The sequence below is a fragment of the Pedobacter insulae genome (genome assembly GCF_900113525.1).
In the GTDB taxonomy this organism is placed as follows: domain Bacteria; phylum Bacteroidota; class Bacteroidia; order Sphingobacteriales; family Sphingobacteriaceae; genus Pedobacter; species Pedobacter insulae.
Window position 1 is genome coordinate 55,044 of the sequence record NZ_FOPP01000006.1, and the last position, 20,479, is coordinate 75,522.

Consider the following 20,479-nt stretch of genomic DNA (forward strand, 5'->3'; position numbering starts at 1 on the left):
TTTACGCTAATTATAGGCCTGCTAGCCGTTCTTTTCGAAGCTATTAAGCATTTGAAAGAGAAAATTAAACAATGGTTTAGCCATAGTTAGCAAACTATTGCTTTATAAACCGGGCTACGAACATGCTATCAGCTTTATCATGATAACCCTTAATTAGTTCCATCTGTTCCAGTTTAACCGGGAAATTTTCTTCAATATAGCTTACTACATCTTCATTTTCTGCTTTAAAAACAGAGCAGGTCATATAAATCAAAGGCTTGCCTGGTTTTAGGTATTTAATTACGTTTCCGGCGAACGCCTTCTGTAATTTCACATAACTTTCAATCTTATATTTTTCGAAGAACCACAGCATTTCAGGTGTACGCCCCCATGTTCCTGAACCCGAGCAAGGTGCATCCAACAAAATTCCATCAAACTCATAATGATGTAAAGTTTGGTCATTATTTTGGAGCAGATCAATTACCTTTTTATGGTATTTTTTAATTCCGGCGGACTGAAAACGTTCATCGAGATTGTTCAGACTATTTTCTCTTACATCACTCACTAATAATTCGATATTGGGCTCAATGTCATGCAACAAAAGCGATTTCCCTCCAGACGCAGCGCAGCAATCCCACCAATAATCATATTTTTCGGGCTTAAAATATGCGCCTGTTTTTTGAGAGGATAGGTCTTGCACCTGATATAATCTAGAGTCGGTAATAACATCTTCTAATTTAGTCCCATTAGGTAGGGCAAGCGCATTTGCTATCACTTCGGTAGCGGGCACATCTTTAGCTAATAACTGATTAATCACCGCCTGGATATGGGTGCCCTTAACTCTTATGAAAAGATTAGGTTGAATAAAGAAAGAACGAAAAAATTGCGCTTGGTCAATAGCTGGCGATAAATGGGTATGTAAAATAAAAACCTCTGCCAACTTGAACGTCGGATATTCACGTTCCACCAATTTTATCTTATCATCCAGAGGAAGTTCGATGGAGGGACTTAAATTATTTAGGTAGGTTTCTACAACCAGGCTGGTGCTTTGTTGACAAAGAAAATCGCCAATAGCTAGGCGTTGTAGAGGTGTTAATTCGGAGAGTGCCTTTCCCAATCGAAAAAAGCTATAGATATAACGCGCTGCCCATCTCCTATCAGATGACCCCATTTGCTTATTTTGCTTGAAGTACGCGAACAAAAAACGGTGTAATGGCAATACTCCATCATAACTTTGATAAATTTGCTCAAAAGCTCTAATTTGATGTTCTACTCTCATGCCCCAAACCCATTAATGGCTATTTGATTTTTAATTAATTAAACTTAAAGTAAGATTTTTATAAGTTAAAAGCATTAAATCTTTATTATAATATCCATAGAGAGGATCATATCCAAAGTTAAAAGTATTATGCAGGCCTTTGTATTTGTCTTTGGTCATGAAATCGAGATAATTCTTCCCATGTTTGGCCAATAGCTTCCCAAAATAGAAACCAATATCAAATCCTTTAAATGAGTACTCGCTGGGTTCGAAGTTGAAATTAAAGCGGTATTTTTTGATGAAAGAAATAACATTTGAATCCTTATAATTGATCATGTAGGACGTGCTCAAAACTGTATTTAAAGCCTGCAGCTGGGTAATATTATAATTTTGTTTAATCCAATTTGGGTGTCCAAAGAGTTGAAATTGATAGTCTTGAGCCCTCAACTTTGCTATTTTCGCCAACTTATCAATCGTCGGCCCCACAAAACCAGGGTCAGAGGAACAGACAATAACCGCATACTTTTTGCCTTTAACCATCCTCGTTTCGAACGCATAGGCCGAAGTGAATTCCTGGACAATCAGGGCAGGATACTTTTGTTTAAAGAAAGTCTTTATCGGGGTAGCAAACTCTTCATCTTCTGTCTTTTTTGGGTTGATTAGTACAACAATGCTATTGGCAGCCTGAAACTTTGACCCAATGTATCCTGCGATCTTCTCACCGTGCTGATCGATAGAACTTACAATAGAGATCAGCTTTGGGTTGCTAAAATCACTTGGTTTAGAAGCTGCTAGAGGAGAAACAATGGGCAAATCGTTGCGAATAGCGAAGTTGGTTAAATTCTTTACTCCTTCAGGAAAAACAGGTCCAATAACAAGATGACTATTCATCAGATCGTCCTTCTTTGTTAACGATATCAACTGCGTATTATCGTCCTTTGTATCATACACATTTACTTTAAAATTTAAACCAAAGCTAGCAGCTGAATCAATTCCCATTTTAACACCTTGATAAAAATCAATTGCCATGTCGGTGCGATCTATCTGTGCCTTTGTAGCGGTTTCCAGATTTATTTGATTTAACTTAAAAGGTATTAATAGTGAGATGCTTGCCTCCGTAAACCTTTGAACAGGTTTTGCAGGTGAACTAGTACTATTTTCCTTGGGAATCGTTTTAACAGGGGGTTTTGTAACCGTACTGATCTTCGGAGAACAGGCTGCGATGATTGTTACCAAAAAAAGCAATAGTTTTAGTCTTGAGTCTGTAATCCGTAGTTTTAAGTCCATAGGCATTAGTCTGACGTTAGCATAGCGCATAAAGCTTAATGGTTAACTGGTTAACTTAGTTAATTGTTTCAATTAGTTTCATTAATTATACTTTAGACCACGGACTAAAGATTCCGACCTATTCCCACTCAATCGTTGCAGGTGGTTTTGAACTTATATCGTACACCACCCTGTTAATACCCCTAACTTTATTGATGATTTCATTTGAGATTTTTGCCAGTACAGGATAAGGTAAGTGGCACCAATCTGCGGTCATACCGTCCACAGACTCTACCGCTCTCAAACATATAACGTTTTCATACGTTCTTTCATCGCCCATTACCCCAACAGATTGAACGGGTAAGAATATTGCGCCGGCTTGCCACACTTGATCGTATAAGCCCGCTTCCTTTAAATTATTGATATAAATTGCATCTGCCTCTTGCAGGATGGCTACTTTTTCTGCTGTAACATCACCTAAAATACGAATGGCTAAGCCTGGCCCCGGGAAAGGATGACGGCCTAGTATAAAACTTTCTATTCCTAATGATTTCCCTACCCTTCTTACTTCATCCTTAAATAGCGTATTTAATGGCTCCACAATTTTGAGTTTCATAAAATCTGGTAGTCCACCTACATTATGGTGCGATTTTATAGTTGCCGACGGTCCTTTTATAGAAACCGACTCAATTATATCTGGATAAATTGTACCTTGTGCAAGCCATACTACGTCTTTAACCTCATGTGCGGCATCATCAAAAACCTCGATAAAAACTCTACCGATCGCTTTTCGTTTTAATTCTGGATCTTTAACACCCGCTAACTGAGTCAAAAATCTATCTTTTGCATCGATGCCGCGAATGTTTAATCCCAGATCTTTATATTGTGCTAATACGCTTTCAAATTCGTCCTTCCTAAGCAAGCCATTATCAACAAAAATACAGTGTAAATTTTTTCCAATTGCCTTGTGCAATAGAATGGCGGCCACGCTCGAATCAACACCTCCCGATAATCCTAATACTACTTTGTCATTCCCTAATTTTTCCTTCAACTCGGCGATGGTAGTTTCCACAAAGGCATCGGCTGTCCAATCTTGTGAGCAACCACAAATATCTACCAGAAAATTTTCCAATAATATTTTCCCATCAACCGTATGGGTAACCTCTGGGTGGAATTGGATCCCATAGGTATTCGTATCCTTCACTTGGTAACCAGCTACTTTCACATCAGCAGTACTAGCAATAATTTCGAAGTTATCTGGAACATACTTAATTGTATCTCCGTGGCTCATCCACACTTGAGAATCAATATTTATACCTTTAAATAACTTATTGGCATTATTTACATGGCTTAAATTTGCTCTGCCGTATTCTCTGCTATTTGATGCTTGAACATCTCCCTCATTTTGTTGTGCTATAAATTGTGCGCCATAACAAACTGCCAATAATGGGAATGCCTTAAACAAACCTAAATCAACAAATGGTGCATCTTCCTGACGAACAGAATACGGGCTACCGGATAATATGATTCCTTTTACTGTTGAATCTAATTCAGGAATATGGTTAAATGGGTGGATTTCACAGTAAACATTAAGTTCGCGAACGCGACGGGCAATAAGCTGAGTAAACTGCGAACCAAAATCGAGGATGATGATTTTTTCTAGCATGCGCAAAGGTAGGAATTAAAGAGCGAAAATTAATTAGTTAATTTGCTAATTAGCTAATTAACCAATTAACTAATTAGTATACTGCTTTACTTCCACACCAAACCTGATTAAAAAATCAACCCCTTCATCACTTGATAATCCTTTGTAGGCTGCATACGAATCCTTAAAATAAACCTTTTTTATGCCAGATGATAGAATAAGTCGGGCACAGGCAATACACGGAGACAGTGTAGTGTATAAAGTAGAGCCGCCAATTTTTGATCCATTCTTTACCGCATACAAAATAGCATTTTCTTCTGCATGCAAGGCTAAGGAACAGCTTCCCTTACTGTCTCTGTCACAGCCATGTTCTGGCCACTCTTCATCACAATTATGTGTTCCCGCTGGGGGACCATTATAACCAATTGATATAATTCTTGTATCCTTTGTTAGCACCGCCCCAACATGCGCTCTTACACAATGTGATCGGAGCGCAAGTTCGGATGCTAAATTCATAAAAATTTGAATAAAACTTGGTTTAGGCATTTGTACCCGCTTTATGTCCTTTAATTGCGAAATAGATAATATATAAATAAGCTGGCAACATGGTTATTAAAAATGAATGCTGGAAATCAATTTGCATTTTATCTTTTAAGAAACCGTAAATTGGTAGCACTAAAGCGCCTCCGGCAATTCCCATAATCATAATTGCAGAGCCTGTTTTTGTAAATTTACCCAAACCTTTAATACCCAGAGGAAATATGGCTGGCCACATTAACGAGTTCGCTAATCCTAACAGCGCTACAGCGTAATAAGATACATAACCCTCCGTAAATGCAGATATAATTGTTAACACTACGCCGAAAATGGCACATAATCTTAAAGCCAGTTGTTGAGAGATAAGGCGAGGAATTGCAAATACACCAAATACATAGCCTACCAACATACAGAACAATGTAAAGGTGGTTGAAAAACGTAAAATATCGGCATCGATATTTAATTCCCGTCCATATGTTGTAATTCCGTCTCCAGCCATAACTTCTACCGCTACACAGCAAAAAATAGCGAAAGCCCCTAAAAACAGATGAGGGTACTGAAATATACTTGTTTTAGCAGATTTTGCGATTGACGAATTTGCTTTTGTAGCTACAACGCTTTCATCTCCATCTTCATTTACGTCTGGCAAATGCACAAACTTTATGAGTATGGCAAACAAAACAAAAATAACTGCTAGCGCAATGTAAGGCGTGTGAACTCTTTGCAACAGCTCATCCAAAATTGCATTCTTTTGTGCTAAATCTGTAGTTGCATTTAACTTGGCCGTTACTTCTTCTGAATTTTTTAAAAACAGCACTCCAAAAATAATAGGAACTATAACGCCTGCACCCTTATTACATAATCCTGCAATAGAAATACGGGAGGCAGCGCTATCAATTGGCCCAATAATACTTAAATATGGATTTACCGCAGTTTGAAGCAATGCCATTGCAGATCCCTGAATAAAGATCCCTGTCAAAAACAACCCATAACTCCTATTATCGGCTGCTGGAATAAATATCAAAGAACCAATACCCAACACCACCATTCCAATTACCAAACCGTTTTTAAAGCCTACTTTCCGTAAAATCCAAGAACTTGGTAAGGCTAGGAAAAAATAGGCGATATAGGAGGCAAATGTTACAAAGAAAGCTTGTAAGTCTGTTTCCAAATTTAGCGCCAACTTTAGAAAGGGGATTAACGTTCCGTTGGCCCAGGTTACAAAGCCGAAGATAAAAAACAAAGCGCAGCAGATCACCATTGGCAAAAATGCGGTTTTGTTAGTTTGATTAGTTGTTTGAGACATTAGGTTTGTTTTTAAAAAAATGTAGTAAAATTTTATAGTTGAAAAATGGGTTGATAATATTAATGGCCGCCTGATATTTTCTCATCGAAACTAATCCCCTGCGCTTTGAGTATGCTGCTTGCTTTGACTGCATAAAATACTAAATATGCAAAACACACAATACCCACCACGTAACTATATTGGATGCCTATAGACTCGGCAACCAGACCTTGTAACGGACTGATAATAGCTCCTCCCATAATCATCATAATCAGGAAACTACTACCTTGACTTGTATTTTTACCTAATCCACTTACTGCTAAGGTAAATATGCATGGCCATAAGGTACTGCAAAATAATCCAACGCTTGTAAATGCATATACGCTTACCATTCCCTCTGTAAACATACCGACAAGTAAAGCTAAAATACCTACACCCGAAAAGATAAGTAACATGCGGGCAGGATTCCCTTTACTTGCCATATCTGCAATTATTAATACTAGAATTATGGCAGCATACACATAAAAAGGTGCTAGATCATGTTTTGCTATAGCATTAACAAGTAAGAAAATTCCAAATGCCAAATATGGGGCAATAAACCTCAAAACCTTCTGCAAGCTAATGTTTTCTGTGAAAGCCTCAACAGCCCCGGTCCAACGGCCAATCATCATACTTGCCCAATATAAAGAGATGTAAGGTGCAATATCTTTTGTGGAGAAGCCTAAATTCTTTATCATGTATTCTGGCAGATTACTTGCCGTTGATACCTCGACACCTACATAAACAAATATGGCGATCATTCCCAATACCAATTGTGGATATTTTAAAGCAGAACCCCGTTGAGTACCACCCTTTTCTTCTACTTCTATTAAAGTCGGTCTGTCTGGCAGCGATGAGAATTTTAAAAGGATAGCTACAACTAGAAATGCAGCACCTAAAATTAAATAGGGAATTTTAACACTTTGAATGTCGAGTGTTGTATCACCACTGGTGGCGGTACCAAAAATAGCAAAGCTTACTATGAGGGGTCCTATCGTTGTACCAAAATTGTTTATACCTCCTGCTAGAGTTAATCTTTGTGAGCCTGTTTTAATTGGCCCCAACGCAATTGCCAGTGGATTTGCAACAGTTTGCTGCAAAGAAAACCCTAAGGCCACAATAAACAAACCAGACAACATCAAAGGAAATGAACCATTATTTGCAGCTGGGTAAAACAAAAGAGTTCCCAGCGCAGAAATTCCTAATCCCAGAGCCAAACTATTTTTATACCCAATTTTATTGATTAAATCCGTTTTCATCATTGCTGAAATGCCAATGTAAATAAGCGATCCTACAGTATATGCGATATAAAAAGCAAATGATACTAACTGACTTTCAAATTGAGATAGTGTAAATGCCTCCTTAAAAACAGGTATAAGTATATCATTACTTGCTGCTACGAATCCCCAAAAAAAGAATACGGTTACCAAGGGAATAAACTGACCCCATTTGGTTTGTGAATTTTGTTCCATTTAAGATTTAGTAATTGTTTAGTCTATTTAAATTTAGTTCGTTAAACATAAATAAAATATATCGCTTACTAAAGTGTAATTTTTACACGAGCATCATTTAAATAAACGTCAGAACAACGTATATAAGGAGATTTTTACTGAAAAACTTGCTACAACAATTAAGAAAATGACCCATTTTTAGCTTTAAAAATCGCATATTAGCATAAAAAATATAGAAGGCTAATGTTTGAAGCGATTTTATTGGGTATGGGAGCTGGACTAATTTCCTCATTTTTAACTGGTCCCGTTTTTTTTTCTATGATTAAAACGAGTATAGAAAAAGGGTTTAAGGCTGGATTTTCATTAGCAATTGGGGTAATTTTTAGTGATGTTATTTTAATCGGAATTGTACTTTTTGGCAGTCAGTTTCTCGAATACCAAGAGAGTTTTGATAAATATGTGGGTTTTATAGGGGGTGCATTTTTATTCGCTGTTGGCCTCTATTATCTATTTGCGACGGTAGCCATCAACTATGATAATAATACCTTGCAAAAGGTAAGCAAGCGCGGTTATCTGATTAAGGGGTTTCTGATGTGCATCCTAACCCCATCTACATTGATGTTTTGGATCATTGTGAGTAGTATTATCTCAGTTAAACTGAACAATAGACTAGATGAAAAATTATTTTGTTTCTTTATTGCGATGGGAACACAATTAACCATAGATGGTTTGAAGAGCTACTACTCGAGTAAACTACGTTATAGGATAAAAGAAAGTGCGCTCAAAACCTTAAATAAAGTAGCAGGTGTAATTATTATATTGTTTGCATTGTGGTTGGTGTTTAAAACATACAACCAGTTTTATTAAGGTTATTGTTGTATAATCGTCATTGCGAGGTACGAAGCAAGCTGGCGATTAGATTGCTTCGTGCCTCGCAATGACGGGGAGGCCTCTCAATCAAGGAGAAGCTCCCGATGAAGGGGAAGCTTCCTATGACGGAGAAGCTTCCGATGATGATCATCGAAAAGTTAATGCTTAATAAGCTCGCTGATTATTTCCTTCTTTCCAGTTTACAAAGGCTTTATTTACAACTTTATTACCTCCCGGGGTTGGGTAATTTCCAGAGAAATACCAATCTCCGGTGTGGTTAGGGCAAGCAATATGTAAATTATCCAGCGTTTGATAAATAACTTCAACTTCGGCAACCGTTCCTGAAGGGGTAATGATTTTAGCAATTTGATCAGAAATCTCCTGCTGCTTGAAAGGACGATAAATATCCTTTACATAATTAACAATCTCCTCTTTAGGCAATAATAGAGAAGCTTTACATTTCTGGTAAACATCTTCAATAACATTTTCCATTCCGCGCTCTTTCAAAAGCTGTATAGCGGCATCAAAAGCAACAAACTGCCCCATTTTCGACATATCAATGCCATAGCAATCCGGATAGCGAATCTGAGGAGCAGAGGAAACTATAATAATTTTCTTTGGATGTAGCCTGTCGATGATTTTTATGATGCTTTGTTTTAGCGTGGTTCCCCTTACAATCGAATCATCTACCGCAACCAAGGTGTCCGTATGATTTTTTATCACGCCATAGGTGGTATCATAAACATGAGCCACCATTTCTCCCCTATCAGCATCAGCCGTGATAAATGTCCTTAATTTTACGTCCTTAATGGCTAACTTCTCAACTCTTGGAGCCATCGACAATAATTCTTCAAGTTCGGCATCATTTAACTGGTCTTTACGGTTTAACAAAGTATCCTTTTGTACACCTCTCACATGTTCATGCAAACCTTCAACCATTCCGTAAAATGAAACTTCGGCAGTATTTGGGATAAAAGAGAATACGGTATTTTTTAAATCGCTCTTAACGGCCGACAAAACTTGAGGAATTAATAAATGTCCTAGTTTTTTCCGCTCTTTATAGATATCGGCATCACTGCCTCTAGAAAAATAAATCCTTTCAAACGAGCAAGCTCTCTTCTCCGTCGGCTCACGGTACATTTCCTGGGTAACCGTTCCGTCTTTTTTAACAATTAAGGCATGCCCAGGTTCAATTTCCTTTACCTGTTTAAGCTGAACATTAAATGCAGTCTGGATAGCAGGACGCTCTGAGGCAGCCACTACAATCTCGTCGTCGGCATAATAAAACGCCGGGCGAATACCGGAGGGATCACGTAATACAAATGCATCCCCGTTCCCCACAATACCTGAAATCGTATAACCCCCATCCCAGTTTTTTGCCGAACGGCGAAGAATATTGGCGATATTCAGATTATCCGAAATTTTATGGGTAATATCAACATTGCTTAATCCTTCTTTCTTATAGTCATCAAACAGCTCCTGGTTTTCGTCATCCAGAAAGTGTCCTATTTTTTCAAGCACGGTAACGGTATCTGCCTTTTCTTTGGGATGCTGGCCGAGTTCATATAATTGTTCCAACAACTCGTCAACATTGGTCATGTTAAAATTACCGGCAATCACCAAATTCCTAGTCATCCAGTTATTTTGCCTTAAAAAAGGATGGCAATTCTCGATGCTGTTCTTACCATGGGTACCATAACGCAAATGGCCTAATAAAACCTCGCCAATAAAGCTCACGTTTTGTTTCAGCCATTCCGTGTCCTTCATCAACTCTGGGGTTTCATTTTGTATGTCGACAAATTTGTTCTGTACATACCCAAAAATATCAGCAACTGCATTCTGGGCCATAGAGCGATAACGACTAATGTACCTAGATCCAGGCTTCATATCGAGTTTAATGGTTGCAATACCAGCGCCATCCTGACCACGATTGTGCTGTTTTTCCATTAACAAATATAATTTGTTAAGTCCGTAAAGAGCAGTACCGTACTTTTCTTGATAGTATGACAGCGGTTTTAAGAGGCGGATAAAGGCTATCCCGCATTCGTGCTTGATCTGATCACTCATTGATTGATGATTGAGCCGCAAATTTACCCTTTTAAAAATTTAAAACCTAAAAAGAAATGAAAGGAAATTTACAACAAACATCATCTCATTGTTATTTTTCATTTACCGACTTGAGTTGCCGAGTTCGTAAGTCGGTTTGGCTGAGATATCCTCGCCTAAAAAAACGGTGGCGTGTTGGTTGAAGCTCGTAACATCTCCCGAGGTATAGAACTCCCTCCGAGCATTTCTTGCCAAGCTATGTTCCATTTCTGGATGCCTTGTTAAATAATCAGCTAAGCTGTTAGCCACAATCTCGCCCTGGGATAGCAGTTTAACAGTATCGGGGAGGATTTTTTCAAGCTTAGGAATAAGGAGTGGGTAGTGCGTGCAGGCTAATAAAATGCAATCGATCTCAGGCGATTGCTCCATTAATTGATGAACATATTTGGCCACAAAATAATCGGCACCCGGTTGTAAATGCTCACCATTCTCGATCAGTGGTACCCATATGGGGCAACTCTGCTGATGAACTTTGGTGTTCGGAAAAAAATGGTTGATTTCTATGGGGTAAGAATTCGAATTGATCGTACCACGGGTCCCCATTATTCCAATATGATGCCGGCTGGTATAATTACCAATCACTTCTGCAGTTGGTCTGATTACGCCTAACACTCGCCGATCAGGATAGTTTTTAGGGAGATCTAACTGCTGAATATTTCTAAGGGCCTTAGCAGACGCGGTGTTACAGGCTAGGATTACGAGTTCACAACCCCGCTCAAATAGCCACATTACACATTCTCGGGTGTATTGATAAACTGTTTCAAATGAGTGGTCTCCATAGGGCGACCGCGCGTTATCTCCTAAATAAATATAATCGTAGTTCGGCAGCTTATCTGCAATCGCTTTAAAGACTGTTAAACCTCCAAAACCTGAGTCGAAAATCCCTATTGGAGCACTGTTTTTCATCATCGAAAAAGTTGAATGGTTAAGAAGCATAAAAAAGCGGAATTGAGTTATCACTCAATTCCGCTAAAGATATTAAATTATCGCTAATTAGTTCTTTTTAGCTGGAGTACTTGCAGTTGTGCTAATTCCCAATTTTGTTTTAACAGCAGCTGTTAAATCTTCACCGCCATCAGCATAAAGTATATTATTAAAGCCTTGTTGAGCAGATAAATCAAAAACATAAGCAATTCCTTTTTCTTTAGCAACTGCAGCAATTGCAGTCGACAATTTTTTACTTACTGCAGGAAATAATTCACTTTGTTTGTCGCGAAGATCTTTATCTGCTTTTGCTTTGGCATCTTCAATTCTTTTTTGAAAATCCTGAAGATCTTGGCCAGCCGCTTGCAATTCTTTAGCTAAAACATCCAGTTCTTTAGTGATTACGTCTCTATTTGCCTCACTGATATTTCTTTGTTTCTCTTGCGCAACTTTCTCCTTATCCTGAGCAGCTTTTAGTTTTGTTTGATACTCAGACACCATTTTCTCGATCTCAGTCTGCCTGGTCTTCGCCAATGTCTCCAACGTTGCTTGAGCAGTTTTAGCTTCAGGCATCGCATCATAAAGGTCGTCAGAGTTAAGGTGACCAAATTTTTGTTGTGCATTTGCGATGTTAGCAGTAAGCATTAATGCAGCCGCCACAAAAAATACGTTAATTAACTTTCTCATCTTTTTATTTTACTTAATTGTTGTTTTATAATTTATTGTGTGTTTGATTTCTATTTTACCAAAGTACCAGGTTTATAACCCAATCTTGTAATAACATCATTGCTAATATCATAATTGCTACTTGCATAAATCATCATTGTGGATTCACTACTTTTATCAAAAACAAAATCTATGAATTTGCTTTTGGCAGTTTCGCTGATTATGGTAGCGATTTTCTCCTGAATAGGTTTAAGCAATTTTGCCCGTAGCTGAAAAAGCTCTCCATCGGGGCCAAACTTCAACCGTTGCAATTCTTTTGCTTTTTTCTCCTTTTCAATGATATCATTCTCTCTTCTTTTACGCATTTCGTCGGTTAATAAAACCTGATCTGCTTGATATGACTTGTACATTTTATCTATCTCCATAAAACTCTCATCAACCTGCTTTTGATATTGCTGAGACATCCCGTCAATTTGGTTTAACGAAGATTTATATTCTGGTAAATGTTTCAAAATATATTCAGTATCTACATAAGCAAATTTTTGTGCCGATGCTCCTAATCCTATTAGAAGTAAAAAGCTAAAAAAAATAAGTTTCTTCATCTCGATATATTCTATTAATTAAAGCCACCAATTTGTTGCGCAATACTAAAGTGGAACTGACCTTTATTAGCGTCAGGAATACCAGGTATTTTATCAAATCCATATCCGTAATCAATTCCAAGCAATCCAAATATCGGTAAAAATATTTTCGCTCCAACACCAATAGATCTTCTGATGTTAAATGGATTATAGTCACTGAATTTGTTCCAGGTATTTCCACCTTCAGCGAAAGTAGTTAAAAAAGCTGTGGCTTGCTGACTGCTAATTACTGGATATCTTAATTCGATCACATACTTGGTAAAAATCGGACTACCTGAACTTTGGGCTATTGTTGTATTGGCACCTAATGGAACTACTGAGTTATTTGAATAACCACGCATCGCTATCAATTCAGATCCCTGTAAAAAGTCAAACCCCTGCATACCATCACCTCCTAATTTAAAGCGCTCAAATGCCGATTGACCAACTGCATTATTATAAGAACCTAAAAATCCAAATTGCGCTTGCGCTTTTAGCACCAGCTGTTTACTTCCTAAAGTCGCTATAGTTTGGAACCATTGCGATTCAAATTTCCATTTATGGTACTCGGTAAACTTATAACGCAGTTTATCTGAAGCTATTGCATAGTTTACATTGTTAAGTAATGAGTAAGGAGGTGTAGCTTGGATGGTAAATTTAAGATAAGCACCACCGGTAGGGAAAATATTGTGATTTCTCGAATCCCTTGCAATTTCTTGCGTTAAGTTCAAGTTATAAGAGGTACCTGTACTAAATAAGTAACCAGGGTAGTTATTTAATACATACTGATTTAAATTCACAGCATGTGATAACGAGAACCAATTATCCGGCCATTTCAGTTTTCTACCTAAACTAACCGAAACCCCATTCAAACGAATCTTCTGAAAGTCGCTAGAGCTCGCAGATAAACCGTTTGATTGTAAGGAAGTAAACGCACTCAGACCAAAACTAACCGGTTTTTTACCTCCAAACCAAGGTTCAGAGAAAGAGAAACTGTAAGATTGGTAAAACTTACCATTCGTTTGTCCGCGCAAGCTTAGTTTTTGTCCATCTCCTTTAGGCAGTGGTTTATAGGCTTCCCCATTAAATATATTTCTTAAAGAGAAGTTATTGAATGTTAAACCTAAGGTACCTATTACCCTGCCGCCGCCGAAACCTCCAGATAGTTCAACCTGATCTGACGGCTTTTCTTCAACGTGATACTCAATATCTACCGTTCCATCCGCTGCATTAGGCTTTGGAATCGGATTAGTTTTTGACTCATCAAAGTTGCCTAGCTGACCAATTTCACGAATACTTCTCACCAAAAGCTCTTTAGAAAATTTCTCGCCAGGTTTAGTATATACATTACGCAATACTACCCTGTCATTCGTGATCGTATTTCCTACAACTGAAATCTTATTGTTCGTATACTGAGGACCTTCATAAATCCTCATTTCAATGTCTACTGTATCATTATAGATCTTAGTTTGAACCGGATCTATATTAAATGTTAAATATCCATCATTTAAATATACACTAGAAACATCATCTCCATTGGCACTGCCTCGTAATTTAGCTTCTAATTTTTCTTCACTAAATAACTGTCCTTTTTCAATTCCAAATACTTTCTCTAAAAATTCGGTCGTATATTTTGCATTACCAACCCAGGTAATGTTACCGAAATAATATTTAGGCCCTTCGTGCAAATCAATATCAATGCCGATAGATTTATCATTGTACCTATAAATACTATCCTTTAAGATTGCGGCTTCCCTATAGCCGTTCTCTTGCATTTTCGCAATTAGTTTTACTTTATCTTCTTCGTACTTTTCTTTGTTAAATTTACCACTACCAAAAACTTTATAAAAAGCCTGCTGCTTAGTTTTTTTAAGGAACTTTCTCAGTTTTGCTGACTTAAAATCTTTGTTGCCAGTAAAATTAATTTCATGAACTTTAACTCGTTTACCTTTATCTATCAACACTTGCAAAATCACACTGTTTTCTTGGTTGGTATCTGGTTTAGATTTAAAATCTATCGTGGTAAAAAAGTAACCCTTATCTAGCAAATACTTATTAATAATGGCCTTCGTAGTATTGTACAAATTATCATTGATGATTGTCTTCCCAGCTTTATCCTGTAATCTCTCGGCGATATCTGTCTTCTGGGATTTGGTAACTCCAATAAACTCAAACGCTGTCAAGCGAGGACGCTCCACAACTTCAATATCAAAATACACAGTGTCAGAGACAATTTTGGAGATATTTAATTTAACATCATCAAATAAGCCCTGAAGCCATAAATTTTTAATTGCATTTGCAGTAGCTTCACCTGGAAGTGTAATTGTCTCACCTCTTGTTAACTTTGAGAGAATGATGATTACTTCTTTGTCAGTATACTTACTACCACTTAAAGTTGTGCCACCAATGATATATTCTTTCGGATTAAAATAATCTAAATCTAAACCATTAACGGTTAAGCTAGGTCTTGCAGGAGCTTGAGTACGGATTTGTGCTAGTGCTGGAAAGCCAATCAATAACAAAAATAGGAGTTGGTATATTCTTTTCATTTACAATCTAAAAAACGTTGCTAAGTTAGTTTAAACACATGTTAAAAAGTGTTAAAAGTAAAATTAGTTCAATTGTTCACTAATTTTCCCGAAGCGACGTTCGCGTTTTTGGAAATCTACAATGGCTTCAAAAAGATCTTCTCTTCTAAAGTCGGGCCATAAGGTTTCGGTAAAATATAATTCGGTATAAGCAATTTGCCAGAGCAAAAAATTACTTACCCTATGTTCACCACTGGTACGGATCATTAATTCTGGATCAGGGATATGATGAGTAGTGAGTTGGGCTGCAAAAACCTCTTCATTAATATCTTCTAAATTAATTTCTTGTGATTGTACTTGGGTGATTAGTTTCTTGGCTGCCTCTATAATTTCCCATTTTGCGCTGTAGCTTAATGCTAATGTTAAGGTGCATTTGGTGTTTTTAGAAGTAATTTCCATTACATTGGCTAAATCATCGATACATTTCTGGGGTAATGATTTTAGATCCCCAATGGCATTTAGACGGACATTGTTTTTATTCAGTGTTTCTGCTTCATTGTTGATGGTAGAGATCAGCAGTTCCATTAAAGCATTTACTTCATCAATTGGTCTGTTCCAATTTTCTGCCGAAAAGGCATATACCGTGAGATATTTGATTCCAATATCAACACAGCCTTCTACAATATCTTTCACCGAAAGCACGCCGCTTTCATGTCCAAATACTCTAAATTTACCTTGATTTTTTGCCCAGCGACCGTTACCATCCATGATAATGGCAATGTGTACTGGCAAACGATTGATGTCTATTTGTTCTTTATATCCCATTAACGTTTAATCGTACCCTAAAAAGTAAAACATTTTGGGCTCACAAAGGTATAAGATATCCCAATATTTACAAATACATAAGTATCTCTTTTTCTAAAATCACCTCTTTGATCTCCAGGGCGATATAAATAGCTGCCTCCACTTGTCGGCAGCTCTCTTGAGCGATCTGATAATTCTTGACTAATGCCTACATTAAAAGAATTGGTACTATTCCATTGTGAAGGGTCTGGATATTTCCCGCTCACATCATCCAGGTAATCGGTAAAGGTTGTTCGATATCCTATTTGCGCAAACAGCGTAATATTCTCGTTTTTCTTGTACTTAACCCCTGCTCCATAAGGAATCGTCATTGCATAGTTACGATATTGTTTTGGAAGCCCTTCTGTATTGTACTCTCTTAACTTGATTTTGTCCTCTAAACGAATTGTTGTAGGTTCAAAGATAACTCCACCAACTCCTGCAAATAAGTAAGGGCTAAATCGCTTCCGGCTTCCGGGAGAATACATATCAAAGAAATTCAAGCTTCCAATAAATGCAATTTCATTGAGTGAGGTCTTAAAATTCAAATTCCGATTTCTCAATTCATCATTATTTGACCGCGCATCATCGCCTTTTATTTTACCATAATTGTAGTGTATACCCACCCCCCAATATGGATCAATATTAATTTTCGCGAATATACCTGCGTTGACGCCACTGATTTTTACTGGATTAAACTGATTAAATTCGCCAATATACCCAGTCCCACCCATATTAACTCCTATCTCCGCTCGTTGGGCGTATATAAACTTTTGAGCGCTGATTAAAATAAAAAAGGAAAGAATTATTTTTTTATACTGCATTTTAATAGTTCCGGGTGTCAATCCCCCAAAGTAATTTATTCCTTAACGTAGTTAAATAACTTTCATTGTTAAGTCTGATTAAATTAACGTAGAAATTTGCCTTATTAACGGTTACCTTAACTGATCTATCAACTGTTTCTGTTCTAGAATCGCATGAAACGAGGAACTTTGTACTTCTAGCTTCAATTTCAAATGTCAAAGACACATCGTCTGGAACAATAATAGGCCTAACATTCAAGTTATGTGGGGCAATGGGTGTAATTACAAAATTCTGAGCATTAGGCAATATGATTGGTCCGCCACAACTAAGCGAATAAGCTGTTGAACCTGTCGGCGTAGCGATAATTAATCCGTCAGCCCAATAAGAGTTAATGAATTCTCCATTCATGTAGGCATGAATAATCATCATCGCCGAATTATCTCTTCTATGGATAGTAATATCGTTTAAGGCAAAGTTTTCTTGTCCGAACAGTTCGCTCTTAGATTCCAAATTGAGCACGATTCTTTTATCTAACGAATATTCACCCTTTACCAGGGCTTCTATCGCTTTCCTGATTTCGTTTTTATTGATACTGGCCAAAAAGCCCAACCGTCCGAAATTTATTCCGATCACTGGAATTTCAGAATTTCTGATCAGCGAAAGTGTATCCAGCATGGTACCATCGCCGCCCAGACTCAACAAAACATCGGCATGGTCTACCAGTTCCTGGTGATTGGCAAATACAGTTACCGTTTCTGGCAGTGTGATTTTTTTCTTGATGAAATGATTAAATTTCTGATAAACCAAGATGGTAATATGGTGTTCTGTAAGCGCATCAAACACTTCCTGAACAAAAGGCAAAACGCTGTCGTTAAATTCTCTACCGTAAATTGCTATCTTCATCCAGCTTTTATACGTTTAAATAATTCATGAATGAATTGAACCGATCTGCTGTACCATTATCAGATTGAGTTTGATTAAAAACTGCCTTCACTTCGTATTCATAGCGTTCAAATGAAGCAATGATCCCCGAAAGCTCGGATTTATTGATCTTTAAAGTAACCTCGAGGCGTGTTGAATCGGGGAAAGAACTCACATAGGAAGAAAGTATCTGTGCATTATCAGCCTCTACTATTTGAGCCATGTGGGCCAAAGAATTATTTCTATTGTTGATGGAAAGCACAATAATACCCCCAGGCTCCTTCACAGCATACATTTCTGCTGTGCAATGGAGTAGATTATGGATAGAAACCAGACCTAAATAATTATTTTTTGCATCCAGTACGGGGACGATAGATAACTGCAGTTCATTGAACAACCTGATAATATCGTAAACGTGAGCGCTATCGAAGACAAAGGGATTATGGATGGCTAAGGATAAACCGCCTAGTGGAGTTTCCTGATCTCTTACCTCAACCAGCTCGTCTTCCGAAACCAATCCTAAAAATTGAGTTTCATTTACAATTGGCAAGTGATAGAGCTTAAACTCACTCATCCGCTCCAAGGCCTTCCGAACTGTGTCAGATGTTTTAAGAGGGGGGATTACATTCGATATGAGCTCTATTGCTAACATTATTTCAGTAATATTCTATTTAAAAATTTATCCAGATAATCATTAAAAATTTCCGGCCGCTCCATCATCGGCGCATGGCCACATTGATCTACCCAATTTAACTCAGAATTAGGCAATAATTCGTGAAATTCAACTGCTACTTCTGGCGGGGTAATTTTATCCTGTTTACCCCATATTAATGATACTGGAATCGTTATTCTCGATAATTCTTTCGACATATTATGGCGAATGGCCGATTTTGCCAGCGCTAATATCCGAATTACCCGGGACCTGTCATTTACTGACTTAAAAACCTCGTCTACCAATTCTTTGGTGGCCGTAGCAGGGTCGTAAAAAGTATATTCTACCTTCTCTCTTATATAGTCGTAGCTTTCTCTTCTTGGAAAAGAGCCGCCAAAAGCATTTTCATATAAGCCGGAACTTCCGGTAAGTACTAATGCCTTCACAAATTCCTGATGAGCAGCTGTAAACACTAGTCCCACATGCCCTCCAAGTGAATTACCGATTAAAACAACCTGGTTTAGTTTTCTATATTTTAAGAACCGGTGAACGTATTTAGACAAACTTTTTACACCCAGTGTAAGCAGGGGTAAATCGTATATCGGCAAGATCGGAACCACCACATGATAATTTTTCTGGAAATGATCTAATGCAGGCTCCCAGTTACTTAACTCTCCCATTAATCCATGAAGTAACACGAGGGTTTGACCGGTACCCGCCTCGATGTATTTAAACCCATCCTCTTCTATAACTTCGTACTTCATATATATAATTATGTGTGGTTATGCTACTAAGTTAATAGAGTAAAATTAAATTAAAGCAATTATTTGTTTTTTTTTAGTATGGAGTTAGGCTCCCAACTGAGCTTTTACCAACTCTCCGATTAATTTTCCATCAGCTTTGCCCGCAAGCTCCTTATTTGCTATTCCCATTACCTTTCCCATTTCTTTGATAGAAGACGCCCCTGTTTCTGCTATAATCCTTGCTACTACTGCTGCAATGGCGTCACTGTCTAACTGTTGAGGTAAAAATTGGTTAATGACATCAATCTCTTCTTGCTCCACCGCAAACAAATCTTCCCTGCCTTGATCTTTATAAATCGTTGCCGATTCTTTACGCTGTTTTACCAAACGTTGCAAGATTTTCAGCTCAGCTTCTTCTGTAAGCTCCTCTGCTTGTCCTTTCTCTGTTTTAGCAAGCAAAATCGCTGCTTTTATGGCTCTCAAACCTCTTAGCTTAGCTTGATCTTTGGCTAACATGGCTTGTTTTATTTCTTGGTCTATGGTATTTGCTATCATTTCTAATCTCTTTTAATCAAATTTCCATTTGCTTGCGCAGTTGGCATAATCAGCATATCATTGACATTAACGTGTGCCGGCCTGCTTACCGCAAACCAAATAGCCTCTGCAATATCTTGCGCAACTAAGGGCTCAAATCCATCATATACTTTTTTTGCCCTTGCTTCATCTCCTTTAAAGCGCACAATAGAAAACTCCGTTTCTACTGCCCCTGGATGAATCCCCGTTACTTTGATGCCATGGGGCAGCAAATCAATGCGCATCGCTTTATTTAACGCATCAACCGCATGTTTTGTAGCGCAATATACATTACCATTGGCATATACCTCTTTCCCGGCAATTGAGCCAATATTAATGATATGTCCTTTTTTGCGCTCCACCATCCAGGTCGATACAATTTTAGTAACATATAATAAGCCTTTAATGTTTGTATCGATCATGGTATCCCAATCGTCTGTATTTCCCTTGTCTATTGGATCCAAGCCTTGGCTCAAGCCTGCATTATTTATTAAAACATCTACCTTCTTCCATTGGGGAGATAAGGTTCCAAGTTTATAGGTTAATTCTTCTTTATCTCTCACATCCACCTGAAGCACTTTTACTTCTATAGTATGGCTGGTTTTTAATTGGTCAGCCAGTTGCTCCAGCAATGCTGCTCTCCGACCTACTAAAATTAAATGATAACCTTGTTCAGCAAAAGTGTGTGCACAGGCTTTACCTATACCAGAGCTGGCTCCTGTGATTAAAGCAGTTTTAGTCATATGCTATCGATATTACGATAGGCAAA

The 20,479-nt window shown here is 37.8% G+C and carries 19 protein-coding genes; 1 reads left to right on the forward strand and 18 read right to left on the reverse strand.

Annotated features, from left to right (window positions below; translation table 11 throughout):
* Positions 1-94 precede the first annotated feature (94 nt).
* From BM207_RS11245 to BM207_RS11270, 6 genes are all read right to left on the reverse strand, one after another.
* Positions 95-1,258 carry an RsmB/NOP family class I SAM-dependent RNA methyltransferase gene (locus BM207_RS11245; protein WP_090994055.1) on the reverse strand — a complete coding sequence of 388 codons (1,164 nt, stop codon included), beginning with the start codon at positions 1,256-1,258 and terminating at the stop codon, positions 95-97.
* A gap of 30 nt (positions 1,259-1,288) precedes the next feature.
* Positions 1,289-2,524 (reverse strand): ABC transporter substrate-binding protein, encoded by a 1,236-nt coding sequence (locus BM207_RS11250; RefSeq protein ID WP_090994420.1) that lies wholly within the window; start codon positions 2,522-2,524, stop codon positions 1,289-1,291.
* A 118-nt stretch (positions 2,525-2,642) separates the two neighbouring features.
* Positions 2,643-4,169, reverse strand: coding sequence for a glutamine-hydrolyzing GMP synthase (gene guaA, locus BM207_RS11255; protein ID WP_090994058.1), 1,527 nt, complete (start codon positions 4,167-4,169; stop codon positions 2,643-2,645).
* 69 nt (positions 4,170-4,238) lie between these two features.
* The gene (locus BM207_RS11260; protein WP_394332972.1) at positions 4,239-4,664 is read right to left on the reverse strand and encodes a deoxycytidylate deaminase; all 426 of its coding nucleotides are present in this window, start codon (positions 4,662-4,664) and stop codon (positions 4,239-4,241) included.
* A gap of 22 nt (positions 4,665-4,686) precedes the next feature.
* Positions 4,687-5,991, reverse strand: coding sequence for a sugar MFS transporter (locus BM207_RS11265; RefSeq protein WP_245768084.1), 1,305 nt, complete (start codon positions 5,989-5,991; stop codon positions 4,687-4,689).
* A 59-nt stretch (positions 5,992-6,050) separates the two neighbouring features.
* Positions 6,051-7,481, reverse strand: a complete 1,431-nt coding sequence (locus BM207_RS11270) for a sugar MFS transporter (RefSeq protein WP_090994062.1) — start codon at positions 7,479-7,481, stop codon at positions 6,051-6,053.
* Positions 7,482-7,703: 222 nt separating this feature from the next.
* Here BM207_RS11270 and BM207_RS11275 point away from each other — a divergent pair, with 222 nt between their 5' ends.
* The gene (locus BM207_RS11275; RefSeq protein ID WP_090994064.1) at positions 7,704-8,327 is read left to right on the forward strand and encodes a LysE family translocator; all 624 of its coding nucleotides are present in this window, start codon (positions 7,704-7,706) and stop codon (positions 8,325-8,327) included.
* 168 nt (positions 8,328-8,495) lie between these two features.
* Here BM207_RS11275 and BM207_RS11280 read toward each other — a convergent pair whose 3' ends face one another.
* The 12 genes from BM207_RS11280 to BM207_RS11335 form a co-directional block, all read right to left on the reverse strand.
* On the reverse strand, positions 8,496-10,397 hold the full coding sequence (locus BM207_RS11280; RefSeq protein WP_090994066.1) for an amidophosphoribosyltransferase: 1,902 nt from the start codon (positions 10,395-10,397) through the stop codon (positions 8,496-8,498).
* 102 nt (positions 10,398-10,499) lie between these two features.
* Positions 10,500-11,342 carry a glutamate racemase gene (murI, locus tag BM207_RS11285; protein ID WP_090994068.1) on the reverse strand — a complete coding sequence of 281 codons (843 nt, stop codon included), beginning with the start codon at positions 11,340-11,342 and terminating at the stop codon, positions 10,500-10,502.
* A gap of 87 nt (positions 11,343-11,429) precedes the next feature.
* Positions 11,430-12,047, reverse strand: a complete 618-nt coding sequence (locus BM207_RS11290) for an OmpH/Skp family outer membrane protein (RefSeq protein ID WP_090994070.1) — start codon at positions 12,045-12,047, stop codon at positions 11,430-11,432.
* Positions 12,048-12,097: 50 nt separating this feature from the next.
* Complete coding sequence (locus BM207_RS11295) at positions 12,098-12,628, reverse strand: OmpH/Skp family outer membrane protein (RefSeq protein WP_090994072.1); 531 nt, start codon at positions 12,626-12,628, stop codon at positions 12,098-12,100.
* A 14-nt stretch (positions 12,629-12,642) separates the two neighbouring features.
* On the reverse strand, positions 12,643-15,195 hold the full coding sequence (locus BM207_RS11300) for a BamA/OMP85 family outer membrane protein (RefSeq protein WP_090994073.1): 2,553 nt from the start codon (positions 15,193-15,195) through the stop codon (positions 12,643-12,645).
* A 63-nt stretch (positions 15,196-15,258) separates the two neighbouring features.
* Entirely contained in the window at positions 15,259-15,999 is a 741-nt protein-coding gene (locus tag BM207_RS11305) for an isoprenyl transferase (protein WP_090994075.1), read from the reverse strand.
* A gap of 17 nt (positions 16,000-16,016) precedes the next feature.
* Complete coding sequence (porG, locus tag BM207_RS11310; RefSeq protein ID WP_090994077.1) at positions 16,017-16,841, reverse strand: type IX secretion system protein PorG; 825 nt, start codon at positions 16,839-16,841, stop codon at positions 16,017-16,019.
* Position 16,842: 1 nt separating this feature from the next.
* Positions 16,843-17,724, reverse strand: coding sequence for an NAD kinase (locus BM207_RS11315; protein ID WP_090994079.1), 882 nt, complete (start codon positions 17,722-17,724; stop codon positions 16,843-16,845).
* A gap of 7 nt (positions 17,725-17,731) precedes the next feature.
* Entirely contained in the window at positions 17,732-18,394 is a 663-nt protein-coding gene (locus tag BM207_RS11320) for a CBS domain-containing protein (RefSeq protein ID WP_090994081.1), read from the reverse strand.
* Positions 18,394-19,158 carry an alpha/beta fold hydrolase gene (locus BM207_RS11325; protein ID WP_090994083.1) on the reverse strand — a complete coding sequence of 255 codons (765 nt, stop codon included), beginning with the start codon at positions 19,156-19,158 and terminating at the stop codon, positions 18,394-18,396. The genes BM207_RS11320 and BM207_RS11325 overlap by 1 nt, the downstream gene beginning before the upstream one ends.
* 84 nt (positions 19,159-19,242) lie before the next feature.
* The gene (locus BM207_RS11330; protein WP_090994085.1) at positions 19,243-19,692 is read right to left on the reverse strand and encodes a GatB/YqeY domain-containing protein; all 450 of its coding nucleotides are present in this window, start codon (positions 19,690-19,692) and stop codon (positions 19,243-19,245) included.
* Between the two features lie 2 nt (positions 19,693-19,694).
* Positions 19,695-20,453, reverse strand: a complete 759-nt coding sequence (locus tag BM207_RS11335) for an SDR family NAD(P)-dependent oxidoreductase (RefSeq protein ID WP_090994089.1) — start codon at positions 20,451-20,453, stop codon at positions 19,695-19,697.
* Between the last annotated feature and the right edge of the window lie 26 nt (positions 20,454-20,479).